At 58.9% G+C, this 16,412-nt stretch carries 10 protein-coding genes; 8 read left to right on the forward strand and 2 right to left on the reverse strand.

The genetic code is table 11. The features are described from left to right. Positions 1-178: 178 nt before the first annotated feature. From BCY78_RS25260 to BCY78_RS12650, 5 genes are read left to right on the forward strand one after another with little or no spacing between them, the layout of a single operon-like run. Entirely contained in the window at positions 179-3,121 is a 2,943-nt protein-coding gene (locus tag BCY78_RS25260) for a sigma-70 family RNA polymerase sigma factor (protein WP_233499398.1), read from the forward strand. A gap of 32 nt (positions 3,122-3,153) precedes the next feature. Next, positions 3,154-4,620 carry an ATP-binding protein gene (locus tag BCY78_RS12635; protein ID WP_233499399.1) on the forward strand — a complete coding sequence of 489 codons (1,467 nt, stop codon included), beginning with the start codon at positions 3,154-3,156 and terminating at the stop codon, positions 4,618-4,620. A gap of 50 nt (positions 4,621-4,670) precedes the next feature. Further along, positions 4,671-7,511 (forward strand): Z1 domain-containing protein, encoded by a 2,841-nt coding sequence (locus BCY78_RS12640; RefSeq protein ID WP_233499400.1) that lies wholly within the window; start codon positions 4,671-4,673, stop codon positions 7,509-7,511. Continuing rightward, on the forward strand, positions 7,495-8,499 hold the full coding sequence (locus tag BCY78_RS12645) for a PD-(D/E)XK motif protein (protein ID WP_068302315.1): 1,005 nt from the start codon (positions 7,495-7,497) through the stop codon (positions 8,497-8,499). Before BCY78_RS12640 ends, BCY78_RS12645 begins: the two co-directional genes overlap by 17 nt. A 1-nt stretch (position 8,500) precedes the next feature. Beyond that, a complete protein-coding gene (locus BCY78_RS12650; protein WP_068302317.1) occupies positions 8,501-10,303 on the forward strand; it encodes an AIPR family protein in 1,803 nt (600 codons plus the stop codon). Positions 10,304-10,510: 207 nt separating this feature from the next. Here the strand turns inward: BCY78_RS12650 and BCY78_RS12655 are convergent, their stop codons facing one another. Then, positions 10,511-12,046 carry a DNA cytosine methyltransferase gene (locus BCY78_RS12655; RefSeq protein ID WP_199523150.1) on the reverse strand — a complete coding sequence of 512 codons (1,536 nt, stop codon included), beginning with the start codon at positions 12,044-12,046 and terminating at the stop codon, positions 10,511-10,513. Between the two features lie 67 nt (positions 12,047-12,113). Here BCY78_RS12655 and BCY78_RS12660 point away from each other — a divergent pair, with 67 nt between their 5' ends. Continuing rightward, positions 12,114-12,578, forward strand: coding sequence for a very short patch repair endonuclease (locus tag BCY78_RS12660; protein ID WP_068302323.1), 465 nt, complete (start codon positions 12,114-12,116; stop codon positions 12,576-12,578). A 152-nt stretch (positions 12,579-12,730) separates the two neighbouring features. On the opposite strand, the gene BCY78_RS12665 is transcribed toward BCY78_RS12660, so the two are convergent. Then, on the reverse strand, positions 12,731-13,018 hold the full coding sequence (locus tag BCY78_RS12665) for a hypothetical protein (RefSeq protein WP_068302325.1): 288 nt from the start codon (positions 13,016-13,018) through the stop codon (positions 12,731-12,733). Between the two features lie 1,383 nt (positions 13,019-14,401). On the opposite strand from BCY78_RS12665, the gene BCY78_RS12670 reads away from it, so the two are divergent. Both BCY78_RS12670 and BCY78_RS12675 read left to right on the forward strand, forming a co-directional pair. Continuing rightward, positions 14,402-14,611, forward strand: a complete 210-nt coding sequence (locus BCY78_RS12670) for an AlpA family transcriptional regulator (protein ID WP_068302328.1) — start codon at positions 14,402-14,404, stop codon at positions 14,609-14,611. A 124-nt stretch (positions 14,612-14,735) separates the two neighbouring features. Next, positions 14,736-16,358, forward strand: a complete 1,623-nt coding sequence (locus BCY78_RS12675; RefSeq protein WP_068302331.1) for a phage/plasmid primase, P4 family — start codon at positions 14,736-14,738, stop codon at positions 16,356-16,358. Positions 16,359-16,412 lie beyond the last annotated feature (54 nt).

Genomic DNA, 16,412 nt, shown 5'->3' on the forward strand with positions numbered 1-16,412 from the left:
ACCGACCCCGGATCGACAGTCAGAGAAACTTACCGCGTCATCGGGTTCCGCAGGCAGTGCAACTGAAGCTCGGGACCGTACGGCTCCAGATGAGGGAGGTCCTTTCAAGCCAAACGGTCAAGATACTCAGATTGATGCGCGTGAAGACCAAGGACCGCTGACAACGTCTGAACTACGCATGATTCTGGAGGGAACGGTCGACGACTTGGCGCATTTTGCTGCCTCTCATCGTGTTCATGCCACGGACGCAAAGGGGGACACACCGCTCCACATAGCAGCATGCATTGGCAATCTTGTGCTTTGTGACTTGTTCGTGCGTTCTGGTTCCGATCCTCGGGCCTTGAATAATGAACAGCAAACACCCGCCGACATCGCTCTGGCAGAGGGCCACAGTCTCGCCGCACAGCTTCTATACTCGCTTATTGGCGAACCGCTACCGCCTGAACAGCTTGAAAGTGTTCAAGAGAACCCGAAAGACGGCATCACTGCGGCTTTGCTCGAGGGCGATTCTAGGGCGACATCTCCGTCTCCAGACGGATCGGTGCGAGATGAAGCAGTTCAGAGGGCACGCGACGGGCTCGCGAGCTCGTCTTGGTCAGAAGAGCGGGTCCAGCGCCTCATGGCACTTTGGACCGAAGGCCAGAGCGCCAACCAAATTGCGCGTGAGTTGGGCGGCGTAAGTCGCAATGCCGTCCTGAGCAAACTGTTTCGGCTCGGAATACTGAACGAATCGCGCCCGGACGTGGATTCACCTGAAGGTCAACAGATACCTGTCGATTCCGACGCCCCTTCGAACCCGCCGGAAGAACCTAGCAAAGTCAGGCTCCGGCTTTTCACTCCAGCCGGTGAGCAGCGACCCCAGAACGCCGACGCCAAAACGCTGCGTCAATGGCACGCCGGAACATTCTGGACTGCCGCAAGGATCGACGTTCTAAAACGGATGTGGTTGGACGGTAAAAGTGCCCGCGAGATCGCAAGGTCATTCGGAGGAGTTCTGACACCCGGTGCAGTGCTGTTTGAACTCCACAGACTTGGCATACATGACCGTGCCAGAGGACAAACAGACCCACTCACGAATGAGTTCCCGGATTTTTCGTCCAAGGCAGAGCCGTCGCATCCCGTCGAGTTCACACGAGATAGCGTGACATCAGGCAGTCCGGTGCAGCATGCAGAACTCGAGGATCTACTGAGTTTCGAAGCCGAAGAAGAACCTGAAAAATTCTTTGACAAGACTGAAAACCAGACGGCCTCAGGAGCATTCGTCGCGGTGCTTAACTCATCGCCGGCAGTTTTGGATGATGAGGCCGCTGATTGGGAACTTGATCTCTCACCCGTACCGATCGCCGGAGAGGGCATCGGCTCCAGCGCCGCGGCGCAGACCGATCAGGGTGGAGAGAGTGACTTCCTTCAGGTCCGGAACCGCGGCCGAAAATCGGTCAAACGAGTGGTCGTCCAAAGCGGCACGCGCATGTCGATCGACTCAGATCTCTGCCTCACATGGGCGGAGGAGATTCTGGCAAAAGGTCACTGCTCCCTCGACGATATCGACCGTCTGGTCGCTCTTTCCGAAGGGAATGGTGATCTCGAAGAACTGCGTGCCAATCTCCAGCGCAATTTGGAAGCAGCGGGCTTCGATATCTCTCAGGCGACGGGGCATGATACCGAGCTCTGGGACGCGGTTTCGGACACATCGTCCCATGACCTTGCTGACGCGATGAAGGCAGCCCTTACGCGTCGGACGCGGCTGCCCGGAACACAGCGATTCGTCATGGAGAAATCAGAAGAGCTGCAACTGCTTGAGCCAATGATGCGGGCCAAGCAAGAACTCCAGCTAGGTATCTTGGGCTCCGAGACCGCCGTCCAAACGATTCTCGACGTCATGGACAGCATTCGCGACGGGGCGCGCGACCCCAATTCGGTCTCCCTGAGAACCATCATTCCCTCGCGTCCGGACCATGCCGAGACTTCAGAGGTAATGGCCGCCGTGGAAGCCCTGAGGTCATGGCAAACCACCGGCCGAGTGATGGACGGCAAACGAAGAAGAGAGGCACTCGCTGCGCTCGAGGCGTTGGATCTATCTCTGGCATTCCAGAAGGAGTTGGTCCGCCGAATGGAACAGTTCCCGGCGTGCCAAGCCTGGGCCAGTCAGTTGGAAGCCGAAATACTGATCTCCGAATCTGCTACCGAACACCTGATCCGCGAGCATCTGCCATACGTCCGGCGTTTTGCCTCGCGGAACGTAGATGAAGGCGAGGACCCAGAGGACGTCTTCCAAGTCGCCTTCATGGGTCTGCAGCGTTCCACTAGGCGATTTGATCCCGAACGTGGCTATCGCTTCCTCATCTACGCCACTTACTGGATGCGACAGGCCGTCATGCGATGGCGCGCAGATGAAGGCACGGCGATCCGCATCCCCGTGCATCGGAACGAGAAGATCACCAAGCTCGATCGCGCTTTGGAGAAGCTGGACGTTCGGGTCAGCGGCGCCATCTCCGACCTCGAACTCGCCGAAGAGCTCGAATGGACAATCGACGAGGTCAGGCAGTTCCGCGACATCCCGCGTGAAGCCGAATATCCCGTAAGCCTTGACGAATGGGACAACCTGCTGCCCGAGCCTTCAGAAGTGGATGTCTTCGACGAGGCGGAAACCGAAAGGATTGTGACAGAAGCACTAGCTGACTTGCCGGAACGTCAGGCTGATGTGATCCGGATGCGCTTCGGGATAGGACGCGAGACCGACATGACACTCGAGGAAATCGGTCAGATCTACGGCGTGACGCGCGAGCGCATTCGTCAGATCGAAGCGAAGGGCCTCGATCGACTTGCCCACCCGGGCCGCAAGCGTCGGCTCCAAGAGTTGCTGGGCTACGACAGCAGCCGCGGGTCGAAGTCTTACTCTTCGACTGCGCAAGAGCAGCACAGCCCAGCGGAACCGAAGGAAAAGAGGCAATCACCGGCGTCTTGGTCTGAAAGTCGGGTAGGTCGTCTCAGAGAACTCTGGGCAGCCGGTTTGAGCGCAAGTGAGATTGCGCAGGAACTGGGGGGAACCAGCCGAAATGCAGTGATTGGAAAGCTGAGCCGCCTCGGTCTAGCAGACTCCGACAGGGAGCAAAGCCAATGACTGTACGAAATGCACCTCCACATGCCGGTTCGATGCTCGAATCGTTGCGCGGGCTCGGCTACGCGCCTCCCACCGCACTAGCCGATCTGGTCGACAATTCCATCGCCGCAAATGCACGCGACGTTGCAGTTCATCTTGAGTGGGCCGGCCCGGAGAGCTGGGTGAGAATCGTCGATGACGGCGACGGCATGGACGACGCGGCTCTGGAGGCCGGCATGCGCCTTGGTGCTCGCGATCCCAGGGCCGAACGCGCCGCAACTGACCTTGGGCGCTTCGGCCTGGGCCTGAAGACGGCCAGCTTCTCTCAAGCTCGACGCCTGACCGTTGCCAGTCGGAAGGAAGGTGGACCGGTCGTTTGCTTGCGCTGGGACCTCGATCTTATTGGTCAGGAACCAGGCGCCGAGTGGCCGCTGTTCGAGGGGCCGGCGCCGGGATCAGAGCATCTGCTCGCGCCGCTCGACCAGATGGCCCACGGAACTGTCGTCCTCTGGGAAAAACTGGACCGTATCGTGACCGATGGCTTCGCGGCCACCGACATGATCGAGCTCGCGGATCGCGTGGAGGCGCATCTTGCGATGACATTCCATCGCCTCATCGAAGGCCAACTGCCCACGCTGCGCCTCGCTCTCAATGGCCGAGCGTTGAAGCCTTGGGACCCATACCTCATCGGTCATCCCGGCAAGGCTCTCGAAAGCCCCGAGTATAGGATACTCCACACCACCGGCGTCACCGCGCAATGCCACGTCCTTCCGCATCGCGACATGCTCGGCACTGCCGAACCAGAAGAGGCGGCGGGGCCCGGAGGATGGACGCAGCAGGAAGGTTTCTATGTGTACCGCAACAGGCGTCTCCTTCTCGCTGGGGGTTGGCTTGGCCTCGGCGATGGCGGCAAGCCATGGCCGCGCGATGAAGCTCACAGGCTCGCTCGTATCCGGGTCGACATCCCGAACAGCGCGGATGCCGATTGGAAGATCAATGTTCTGAAATCGACGGCCAGCCCGCCGGTGCGCCTGCGATCCCAGCTTCATCGTCTCGCAACAGAAACACGCGACACGGCGCGGCGGGTCTTCGCCCCCCCGGGACACGTGACCCCGGCCTCAGGCACGCGCTCGAACGGAGTCGACGAAGCATGGCAGGCGCGGCGGGCGGCACAAGGAACGTCCTACCGGATCGCTCGTGACCATGATCTTGTTGCCTCGATCCTCGATCGCGCCGGCCCACTCAAGTCCGACATTCTCGCTCTTCTGAGACTGATCGAGGAGACAGTTCCCGTGCAGCGCATCTGGCTGGACACGGCAGAAGACAAGGAGACGCCGAGAACTGGTTTCGCCGGCGCGGCCGCCAATGAAGTGATGGAGACACTTTCTTCGATGTTTGAAGCACTGGTGAAGTTCCGCGGCCTAAGCCCGACCGAGGCGCGTGAGCGGCTCGGTCGCACGCCCCCATTCGACCGGCACCTCGATCTGGTTGCAGCCCTCGAAGTGAAAGACACCCAATGACAATTTCAAACCAGAAGGCCTTCGATTCAATCCTTTCAATGGCTCAGAACATGCTCCGCCTCGCCGCGGAACGCGCTCAGAGTCCTGTCACGCCGGAAATGATCGAGAAGGAGCTGACCAAGCTCTCGATCATGATGGAGGACGATTTCGCTCTTGTTGATCGGGACTCGCTCGTCGATGAACTGATCCGTCGTTCAAGCCGTACAGTGGGCAAGAACGCCACCCTGTCGAGCGGTGAGGACCATGTCGCCTGGCTTGATGCAGAAAGGAAGAAGGGCTGGACCTATTGGCAGCGCTATTCGGAATACATGGAATCGCGTATCCCGTGGACGGCCCTCGATGCCCTCGATGTCGCTACTGACGAAGTCCTTTCCCAGCTCGAAGACCCGACCCGGGAAGGCGCATGGGATCGTCGCGGACTGGTCGTGGGCCACGTTCAATCAGGCAAGACGGGCAACTATACCGGATTGATCTGTAAGGCAGCCGACGCCGGTTACAAGATCATCATCGTGCTGGCCGGCCTGCACAACAACTTGAGAGCCCAGACCCAAATCCGTCTCGACGAGGGATTCCTCGGATTTGCCACCATCGCTGATGCCGACGAGCTTCCTGCTGTAGGGGTGGGGCTGATCGACAAGGATGTGTCGGTACGTCCCAACGCTGCAACAAATCGAAGCGACAAGGGCGACTTCAACACTGCGGTTGCGGCCAAGATGAACATCAGTCCGGAACAGCGTCCCTGGTTGTTTGTGGTAAAAAAGAACAAAACCGTCCTCGAGCGCCTTCTGCACTGGATACGCAACCGCGTCGCCAATCATGTCGACCCCGAAACCGGACGCAAAATAGTTACCAATCTACCGCTGCTCGTTATCGACGACGAGTCGGATCACGGATCGGTCGACACCGGTGAGGATGTCGTCGATGAGTCTGGCGCCCCGGATCTCGAGCATGAGCCCAAAACCATCAACAGGTTGATCCGGTCGATCCTCCACCATTTCTCGCGGAAGGCCTATGTCGGCTATACGGCGACGCCTTTCGCGAACATCTTCATTCATGACCGCGGGGAAACCGTGAAGCACGGACCGGACCTTTTCCCGGCAGCCTTCATCACCAACCTCGCAGCCCCATCGAACTATGTCGGACCCGGACGCGTCTTCGGATCGGCTTCAAGCACGCCCGAAGAGCTGCCGCTCGTACGCCCTTTGATGGAAGAAGAATTCCAGTCGTGGATGCCTAGCAAGACCACGACATCTCCGGAAATCAAGCCACACAGAAACGGACACCAGCCGCGTTGGAAAGGTGAAGACCGTGTGCCGGATTCGCTCGCAGAGGCAATCCGCTCCTTCCTATATGCCTGTGCCGTGAGGAAGCTGCGCGGACAGGGAAGCAAACACTCATCGATGCTCGTCCACGTGACCCGCTTCACCTCGGTACAGACCGCTGTCGTCAACCAGGTCGCAGAGTACGTGCGGGATCTGAAGGGCCGCTACACCCGCGGCATCGAGCTTGCGGCCCTCGAGGCGTCCATGCGCAAGGAATATGGAAATACCTTCCGACTAGGCATGCAGGGAATCCGCTCTGCACTCGTTGAAGGTGAAACGTTGGAGGATTTTTCTTGGGAGGATATTCGTACCGTCATCCCCGACATCCTGTCCGACATTCGCGTGCGCGAGATCAACGGCACGGCCAAGGATGCACTCGACTATGTCGAGAATGATGCCACCGGCCTCAAGGTGATTGCCATCGGCGGCGACAAGCTGGCGCGTGGTCTGACGCTCGAAGGTCTCTGTACGAGCTACTTCCTTCGGACCGCGCGAATGTATGACACACTCATGCAGATGGGGCGCTGGTTCGGCTACCGCGACGGCTACCTCGATGTCTGCCGCCTCTACACGTCGCAGGAAATGGTGGAGTGGTTCGGCCATATCGCCGATGCCGCCGAAGAGTTGCGTCAGGAGTTCGACAACATGGTCGCGGCCGGCGCCACACCAAAACAGTTCGGTCTGCGGGTGAAATCGCATTCGGTGCTGACGGTGACCTCTCGGGCCAAGATGAGAAACGCTCGAGCGATGCAGCTGACTTATTCGGGCGACCTTCTGCAGACTATCGTGTTCCCCAACCGCAAGGACGACATCACGGCGAACTTCAAGGCCACGGATCGGTTCATCAACGCACTCGGTCCATCGACGGATCTGAATCATCAGCATTTCGTTCCACAAGGTCAGAAGTGGAACGGTCAACTGTGGCGAGACGTACCAGCTCTGAGTGTCATCTCGTTCCTGCGGGACTACAGAACCCACCCTGCCAGTTTCCGGATCATGAGTCCGCTGATTGCGGACTTTATCGAGGAGATGAACAAGGATAGCGAGCTCACGAACTGGACAGTTGCCCTGATCGGAAAGGACACGAGCCCGGACGACAAGTACCGGAAGGTCGGCGGCTCTTCGGTCAACATGCTGAAGCGGAGGAGAACAACCGAACATGCGGATCGATATTCTATCAAGACCCTGATCTCGCCTCGCGATCAGGCCATCGATCTGACGGAAGCAGAATGGAAGGCTGCGCTCGGCCTTAGCCAGAAGACGTGGCGCAACGATACCGATCGCAATGAGGGCAAGGAGCCTCCGTCAGAGCCGAGAGGTCCGCAGATCCGTCATATTCTCGGGGAAGGAGACACCGAAGCAGGCGTCCGGGCGCGCCGGGAGCGCGGTCTCCTGATGCTCTATCTGCTAGATCCCGAGGGTGCCGAGGTCGAAGAGCTAAAGGATGCCGATCCCGTCGTCGCTTGGGCAATCAGTTTTCCGTCAAGCAACTCTGAGAGAAGGGTCTCCAATTCGAAGTACATCGCCAACAGCGTACTGTGGGGAGGCCTCAATGAGTGGGTGGACTGAAGACGGGCTCGCTCGAGCGTGGAGAGCACTCACGCGCCGGGAAGCCGATGAAGACTGGCGCTTTGTCCATCTCACCGAAATAGGCACTGTCTCGGTCGAGGCGGGTTGTCACTTTCCCCTCGGGCGCGAAGCGCTGATCGTCGCCTTTCCTGGATCATGGCCAGTCAATCCGGCAAGGCTGCCCGAAGGTAAAGGCTTCGACGTTTCTTGCATCGAAGGTCAGACCGTCTTTGCCGGGAAGACCGCCATCGCCCTTGTGAGGCGGCCTGAGGGGTCGCCGGATATTTTCGCCATCATGGCCGTCGATGTCTTGAGGACGCTGGAAACCGCAGCCGACGCCGCAAACCGCGACGTGATGGACGCTTTCATCGAGCGTGTCATGGAGTGGCAGGCGTTCATGGCTCGATCGCACCGCCCACTCTCGTCCGACGCGCAGATCGGCCTGCTCGGTGAGCTGTGGCTGCTCAGGCTGCTCACGGACACTTCCCTCGGTGCCGGTGCTCTAGACTGCTGGCAAGGGCCGTTGCGGGCGGCGCAGGACTTCCACGTTCGGGGTGGCGCGATAGAGGTGAAGAGCACGGTCCGGACCGGCAGCTTCCTTGCGCGGATCAACAGCATCGAGCAGCTGGATTGTGACAGGGCGCCCAACTTTCTGTGCGCCTTTCGCTTCGAGGAGAGTACCGACGGGATTTCGCTTGTCGGCCTTGTGAGTGAACTCCGAAAGAGGTTCGGACTGGCCGGAGTGCAACGCGGGTTCGAAGCGCTGCTCATGGTGATGGGGTACCTCCACGAGCATGCAGCGCTCTACGGGCGTACACTGTCATTGAAGGACGCAAGGGCATTCCGCGCGGAAGGTGACATGCCGCGTCTCACTCGCGCTGTGCTTCCAGCTGCCATCCGCTCAGCTGCATATGTGCTCGACCTCGACGCGCTCGAAGTCCCCTCGATCGGAATTTCCGAATTGATCAACGAATTTGAACTGGATTGACATGAGCCTCGACGAATTTCACCGCAACTTTCGTTCCGACCTGCAGACCATTGTCGCCGAGCGCGTAGAGGCTGGGGAAGGCCCATTTCCTTCGGATGAGCTCGTTTTTGCGGAAATGGTTATGGAGCATGTCGCAGAAACTGGAATCTGCGAGGCACCAACCGTTTGCCATTGGAGCGGCAAGGTCGGTAACGCGAAACTCCGCATTACGGGCTATGCGCTGAGCTCCGATGAAACGGCTCTCGACCTCTTCGTGACCCACTATTTCGGGACCGAAGAACTGAACGATCTCAGGGACTCGGATGCAACCGCAACAGCTAGCGAAGGCGTTCGTTTTCTGTTTCGAGCGGCAAGCGGCAATCTCGATGCAAGGATCGATCCGACGCATCCCGTCAGGGATCTGGTTGCGACCATTCGGTCTCGCTGGGGCGACATCGACCGACTTCGAGTGTTCGTGATCACGGATGGCAAGACCAAGACCAAACGGTTCTCGAACAAGGAGGTTCACCAGAAGATGGTGGCCGTCGAGGCCATGGATATGGAGAGGCTGTTCCGCCACACCGAGGGCAAACCGCGAGACGAACTGGCCGTAAGTTTCGTCCAGTCGATCGGTCGGGCACTCCCCTGCGTACACGTCCCAGACCCTGACGCTGACTACGAGTATCCCCTAACCGCCATTCCCGGGCAGCTCATTCGGGATCTCTATCTGCGCTACGGGACGACGCTGCTCGAAGCCAATATTCGCACCTTTCTGGGGAACAAGCGCGCGGTAAACAAGGGCATCGTCGATACGCTGCGGAAGGAACCGGAGCACTTCCTCGCCTTCAACAATGGCCTGGTGCTTGTCTGCGACGAAGCGGCCTTCGAGCGGACCGACGACGGTAATCTGGGCCTTTCCTTCCTGAAGGGTCTGCAGATCGTGAACGGCGGCCAGACGACCTCGACCATCTACTTCTCATCCCGCGATGATCGTACCATCGATCTTAGCCATGTCATGGTCCCAGCCAAGATCATCATCCTCAAGGGATCGCAGGACGAAGCGCGCGAGAGACTGATCAGCAACGTGTCACGGTATGCGAACAGTCAGAACGCGGTGAAGATGTCCGACCTGTCGGCGAACCGCCCGTTCCATCGAGAACTTGAAAAACTCGCGAACGACACGTGGTGCCCTGACGGTGCAACGCGATGGTTCTACGAGCGCGCAGCTGGCGCCTACAACGTCATGCTGCTGAGAGAAGGCACGACCCCGGCTAAAAGGCGAAACTTGAAAGAGATGATCCCGCCCAAGCGCAAGCTCTCCAAGAATGATATCGCTAAGTACCATGAAGCGTGGCGTGGCAAGCCGAACCAGGTCGCTATGGCTGGCGAGAAGAACTTCGCTGCCTTCATGGCTGCACTCGATGATGATCCGACCATTGTCCCGAGCCCGCTCGATGCCCGTTGGTATCGAGGGATGATCGCAAAGGTCATTCTGTTCAAGGCGATCGAGAGCATGATCAAGACGAAGGAGGCGAAAGAGGTGTTCCGCCAAGGATGGGTGAACATCGCAACCTACGTCGTGTCGGTGGTCGCAGATCGACTCGGCGACAGGCTGGACCTCGAGCAGATCTGGATGCGACAGGGGATTTCTGGCGCTCTGCGTGACCTGCTCTGGGACTGGGCCGTGGTCGTGAACGCCGAGTTCAACAGGATTGCCCCGGGCCAGCAGATTTCGGAAGTGGCGAAGCGTGCAGACACTTGGGCCAAAATCAGAGCGGCGGACTACTCGCCTCATTCCTTGTCCATTCCTGAAATCAAGCAATAGAGATCATTTGGTCAGGACAGAAATGGCAAAAGTTCGAGACATCGGTGAGACACGGCTCTGATGGTGTGACCGCTCTCCTTTGTGGATCCTTGCAGACCCACTTTGGCACACGGATGCCGTCGGGGGGCGGTCACACCATCAGAGCCTGCTCGACGCCCTTGGTGGTCAATTGACGATGCTAAGGCCGCGCTGCTCGGCGCCAACGGATCAAGAGCCCAAAGCTGAAAGTAGCACTCTAGAAATCTGCCTCGCAAGAAACGGCGGCACGGCGTTTCCGACCTGGACATACTGCTGCGTGCGGTTGCCAAGAAACAGGTAATCGTCGGGAAATGTCTGCAGCCGAGCAGCTTCGCGAACCGTAAGGCTCCGGCACTGGATCGGATCGGGGTGAATGAAGTAGTGGCCATCTTTCGAGATGTGGCTCGTGACCGTGGTCGAGGCCTCGTCCGCCAACTGAACCCGGAAGCGGTCATTGAAGACACCACTGTGCCAGTTGCGGTGATCGGGGCTGAGCACCAGAGGGAAATCGGCCGCCTTCGGGCTGTAGCGATGGACGGTTCCGAACACGGCAGCAAACAAGTAGCGACCCAGATCCGATGCCATGTGCCCGCGCGTCTCGTGCTGGGCGATCGCGCGAAGTTCCGGTCGCTCGATCCACTGCAGCAACTCATCGTTCGAAGTGCCATAGTCGTCTGGCAACTGTGACGCAGCCCGAACGGTAAGCGGATTCTTCTTCACTCGCTCCGCGACGGTCAGAAACGCTTCACGGATTGCACGTTTCTCCTTCCCCTTGGAGATGCCGGCCAGCAGCTTCGCGGCGTCGAGGACTTCTCCTCGCCAGGCAGCCGCGTCGTCGCGCCCGCGACTGATGCCACTTCGCAAGGCAGGCATCGTTTCGATGACATCGCGGACGGTCCGTACCATCCCCGATACAGCGATCTCCGCATCGGCGGCACGTCTTGCGAGGTCAGAGCGGATGCCGACGATGATCACCCTGTGGCGACGCTGCGGAACACCGAACGCCTCGGCGCGAACGATGAAATCCGAGGGCTGCGCCGCCTCCTGCAGGCTGGCCTTGCCATCCTCTACCCGGACGGCACGAAGTTCGTAGTGATGGGCGTGACCCGTGCCGAGCGAGGACAGATCCTCCATCAGCATCTCGAATACAAGCCGGCTTTCGACTGTCGACGAAAGCATGCCCTTGACGTTTTCCATAACGAAGGCGGCCGGGCGAAGCTTGTCGAGGACCCGTATGTACTCCCGAAAGAGGTAGTGCCGCGCATCCTCCTCCGGGACGTAGCCGACCTTGCCTCTGGAGCGGACGCGCCCCACCAGCGAATAGGCCTGACAGGGCGGGCCGCCGATCAGGATCGTGTCGTCGTACTTTGCTTTCAGCGTCGCGATGGCGCCATCTATGGCGGTCGCCGCAGCCCCGGTGCCGAGCTCAAGCGCGCGGGCTTCGTCGATGGCATGCTGCCACGCTTCGGCACCGACGGTTGACCAGTCCGGTTCGGATGTCCGCCCGGCATGGAAATCGATAAACTCTTTCGGCAAGACGCCGTGACGTGCACGATACTCGCGCAGAAAGGCACGCAGCGTCAGGGTCCGATGGGCCGACGCCTCCTTCTCGACCGAAATGCCGATCCGGAATGGCTCATAGCCGTCCTCGACGAGAGAAGCGAACCCCTCGCCAAGACCGCCCGGGCCGGCGAACAGATCGACAATGCCGAAAGTGGAAGGCAAATCAGGCTCCTGACGAATTTCATTCAGCCGGTGTATACTAGGTTCACGGACGAAAACCAGGACCGATGTGACCGATATCGTGGACCAGCAGACCCGTTCCCGGATGATGTCGGGGATCAGGGGAAAGAACACGAGGCCCGAGTTGGCTCTCAGGCGGGCATTGCACGCGCGCGGTTTTCGTTTCCGGCTTCATTCCAGCAAGGTTCACGGCCGACCGGACCTTGTCCTTCCGAAGCACCGCGCCGTGGTCTTCGTGCACGGCTGCTTCTGGCACCGACACGAGGGTTGCCGCTACGCGACCGTACCGGCAACCCGGCCGGAGTTCTGGCGGGTGAAGTTCGAGGCGAACGTCGCTCGGGACAACGCCGTTAGCGCGAAACTTCTGGAAGACGTATGGCGTGTAGCTACGGTGTGGGAATGCGCCCTGCGAAAGCCGGATCAGGTCGTCGCCTCGGCCGAACTCCTCTCGGCCTGGTTACTATCCGCCGAAGATCAGATCGAAATCGGCGCGGAAGGTGTGCAGTCCTCCTGAACTTTACTTCGGTGCGGACGCAAAGACCAACCGACCTTGCAGCCACAGAAGGACGGGTGATAAGCGGCGAAGTAACCGTTCGCGACCCAAAAACACCCCTTCAGCTCGAGATAATGGTTGGCAATGGCCAAGAAGCGCAAGTTAAACTGCCGCTACTTGCCGCGACCGATGCGGTCGACCGCCGCTTTCATTTTGCCGTGGTTGCCTCGGCCGGGCACGCCGCCGACGACGCGGAAAGCATGCCAATGGGCGTCAAGCAATATCTCGTGGGTCGGCAGCAAATAAGCACGAACCAAGAAGGCCCGGCCGCGCGATAACTTCTTAAGCACAACCTGCAGCTTGGCACGTGCGCCCGCAACGATCGCAAAGTTCTCACTCCACGTGAGCTGAAAGACTTCGGAAGACCAGAACGCTCGCGGCACAAAGGCGCAATGCCCCATCGCGTTCTGCTCGCGCTGCCGCGCAGTCCTTCACTCCTGCGCGCGGGCTGCGACCAAGTTGCAGGAGCCAGTGTAGCCGAGCAGCACGCGGCCAGAGTACAGTTGCGTTAGGGATCGGTGCTGTAGGATGCGGCCTTCGATCAGGTGCTATGACCTTTAACAATGAAGTGCTTCAGCGGTTGTTCCAAAGGCTAAGTGAAGGCACGCGTAAGCAATTGTGCTGGCACGCACCAATCCCGCTCACCAAAAAGCACCGCACTCTCCTCCTCTGGAACCCAACGATATGCGCAGCAACAGTTTTATCCGGACCCCGCTTACGCTTCGACGGAAAGTATCAAAGTCACAACGTTGCATCTCAACTTTGGCGACGTCACAACCGCGCCGTCATGGAAACCGGCAAGGGGTCGGAGGCTGTCCCACCCGCAGATTTTGCTGACGCAAAATCTGTTCCTTGACCGGCCGCTCGCGCACGAGCCACGGGTCTCGCGCGCGCCCTTCGGGCCGCGACCGGCCAAGCGGGCGGGAGCCTTTCAGCCTCCTTGACAGGCCTCCACAGCTCGGCGTCTACCGACGCCATCCCCGCCCTCCGTGACCGGGGGCGGGGGGCGTCGATCGTCTTGCGCTGTGGGGGCCTGTCAACCCGCTTGCCTGGGGCCCACCCCCACTCTCAATCGAGCATCATAGATTTCTGACATATTCCAGACTCCCCAACCTTGGCTGCCTATCACTTGATTGGGCCAAGACGCCCGACCGGTGGCTCGGGTCGGCGCAGCGGAGCGGAGCCGGCCATGAGCCAGGAGGGAGGGCCTCCGGTGACAAGAACACGAACGCCTGAACGAATACGGATGTTTTGAATAGTCCTAGTTCGTCCAAGTTAATACCAATTCTGAAATATTTTCAAAGACCAGAGGAATGTGGTTATTGAGGCAGGGCGGAACACCTGAACTACCCCCCCGCCCCTTAGCTCCAACACCCTTTCCCATCCCCCCTTCGCTCGCGTGAGCTGCCTGATTCACTAAGACCGCATTGCCCGTCCAACACCCTGGATTGATAGTTGATCGAAAGATCTTTATTTTTCCTCTTGCGCGCCCTGGACGATTGGGCCATATCGGGTTCATTCGCGGATCACATGAGACGCGACTGGAGTGAAAGACCAACGAGCTTAGGCGCGAGTCTTCTTCACCAAGACAGCAACTGTCCGAGAGCCGACCATTCCGACTGGCATGTTGCCATCGGCTTGGGCTTTCACTCCGCTGGGTCAATCAATATCCTGTTTAAGGCACCCCGGGCCATGCCTCGGAGCCAATCGCGATCGGATTGCACAACGGAGTTCTTCTCGGACCCTATCATGGGAAGAACCCAATGAGCTTGAACGGAAATTCGATGGAACTGATCCGCATGCCTCAAGTCATCAAAATGACCGGCATGTCGAAGTCCGCCATCTACGCACAGATCAAGGAGGGCGCGTTTCCGCGCCCGCTAAAGATCTCGCAACGTCATGTTGCTTGGGACAAGCAGCATGTCATCGACTGGATTCAGTCACTTCCTCTGGCGAAAGGCCCGACTTGGGTCGATAACACCACGCAAATTTAAAACCCCACTGGCCAGAGCCAGTGGGGGTAGAGATTCGAATTATTTCTGGATCGTGATCCAAAGATAATCTTCTTTGCACAACATCTCTAGCACTGCTGACCTGGCCGTTCAATGGAGACGATCCATGAATAGCTTAACTTCGAGCATCCAAAACCAAGAAGACGCCGCAAAAATCAGCACGAGTCAGGAAGACTTGGCAATATTCTCTGTTGGCAGCACCGAAAACACCGACAGTGACAACAACGCCGAAGCGGCGGAGGACATCCGTCAAAGCGCTGGGGCCAATGCCACCGAAAAGTGCGGTTCGGCGTGCACGGCAAGCAACAACATGAATCCTCCTGAGCCACTGAAGAAGGCATCAGTTCGAGACATCGACCTAAGCCACGATGCTCTTGCTCAGCGCATGGGACAGTTGGCATTTGATCGTGTGGCGCGTTATGTAGCAGCTCAGAAACAGTGGTACTTCTGGGACGACGACCACGGCCGCTGGTTCTTGGACACCCAACAGACCCATCTCTCTCATACGCGGGAGTTCCTTCGTAAGGAGGCAAAAGATCTGGTCAATAGGGCCCTCATAGAGGCGCGTGCGATGAAGCAGGACAAGGCGGCGAAGCTCATAATTTGGGCGAAGAAGGAAGCCCGAAACCTGAAGAACAGATCGACGATTGATGCCGTTGCTTCTCTTGTGGCGACCAATTCGATGAGTGTTGCTCAGTCAGACCATTTCGACAGGGACCCACTACTCCTAGGAACGCCCGGGCTTACTGTCGACCTTCGCACAGGGACGATCGCGCTCGCCCGCCCGGAAGATCTGATCACCAAATGCACCGCCTGTGCGCCGGGACCAGAAGGCGCCGAGCCAAGCCTGTGGCTCAAGTTCCTCAACAGAGCCTTTGATGGCGACCAAAATGTTATCACCTTCTTGCAGCGCCTCTGCGGCTACTCTGCGACCGGGTTGACCACCGAGCACAAGTTCTTTTTCCTCTACGGCTCAGGCCGCAATGGGAAGAGCGTGTTTCTCGACACTCTGAGGTGGCTGTTTGGCGACTATGCTACCACGACGGACTCTTCGCTGCTAATGGCTTCACGCAACGAGCAGCATCCGACGGGGCTGGCCAAGCTTCAGGGCGCACGCCTTGCCGTCGCTTCTGAAATTCCGCGGAACGCCACCTGGAATGAAGCGCGCCTCAAGGACCTAACCGGTGGCGAGGTGCTTAGCGCAAGGGTCATGCGCGGGGACTTCTTCGACTTCAAGCCGCAGCTAACGTTGATGATTGCCGGCAACGACAAGCCCCGCTTGAACGGCGTGGACACGGCCATGCGGGCGCGGATGGTTCTTGTCCCCTTCAATGTCACCATTCCGGAGGAGGAGCGCGATCCCAACCTCGCGGACAAGCTGAAAGCAGAAGGGCCCGCGATCCTCCGCTGGGCAATCGAGGGCGCTATCCAATGGCAGAATTGCGGTCTTGCCGTCCCGAGTGCTCTCCGGGCCGCATCGGTTGAGTATCTAGACGATGAAGATACGCTGAAGGCCTTCCTTGAGGAGAATACGTTCCAGGATCAAAAGGCCAAAGTGAGGACGCAAGAACTATACGAGCATTATCGGATCTGGTGCCAGCGTCAGGGCATAGAGGCAGACAAGCGAAAGAGCTTCGTTCAGGACCTCTCAAAGCAGGGCTTCAGCCAGGTTCAGCGAAACACCGGAATGACGATCCCCGGACTGCAAATGATCGAAGAGAAAGCGTAAGCGGAATTGCGCAGCTCAAGCCCGGTCAGGCCTTCAGGCCTGGCTGGGCAAACA

The sequence above is a fragment of the Pararhodobacter sp. CCB-MM2 genome (assembly GCF_001691415.1).
Taxonomy (GTDB): domain Bacteria; phylum Pseudomonadota; class Alphaproteobacteria; order Rhodobacterales; family Rhodobacteraceae; genus Pararhodobacter.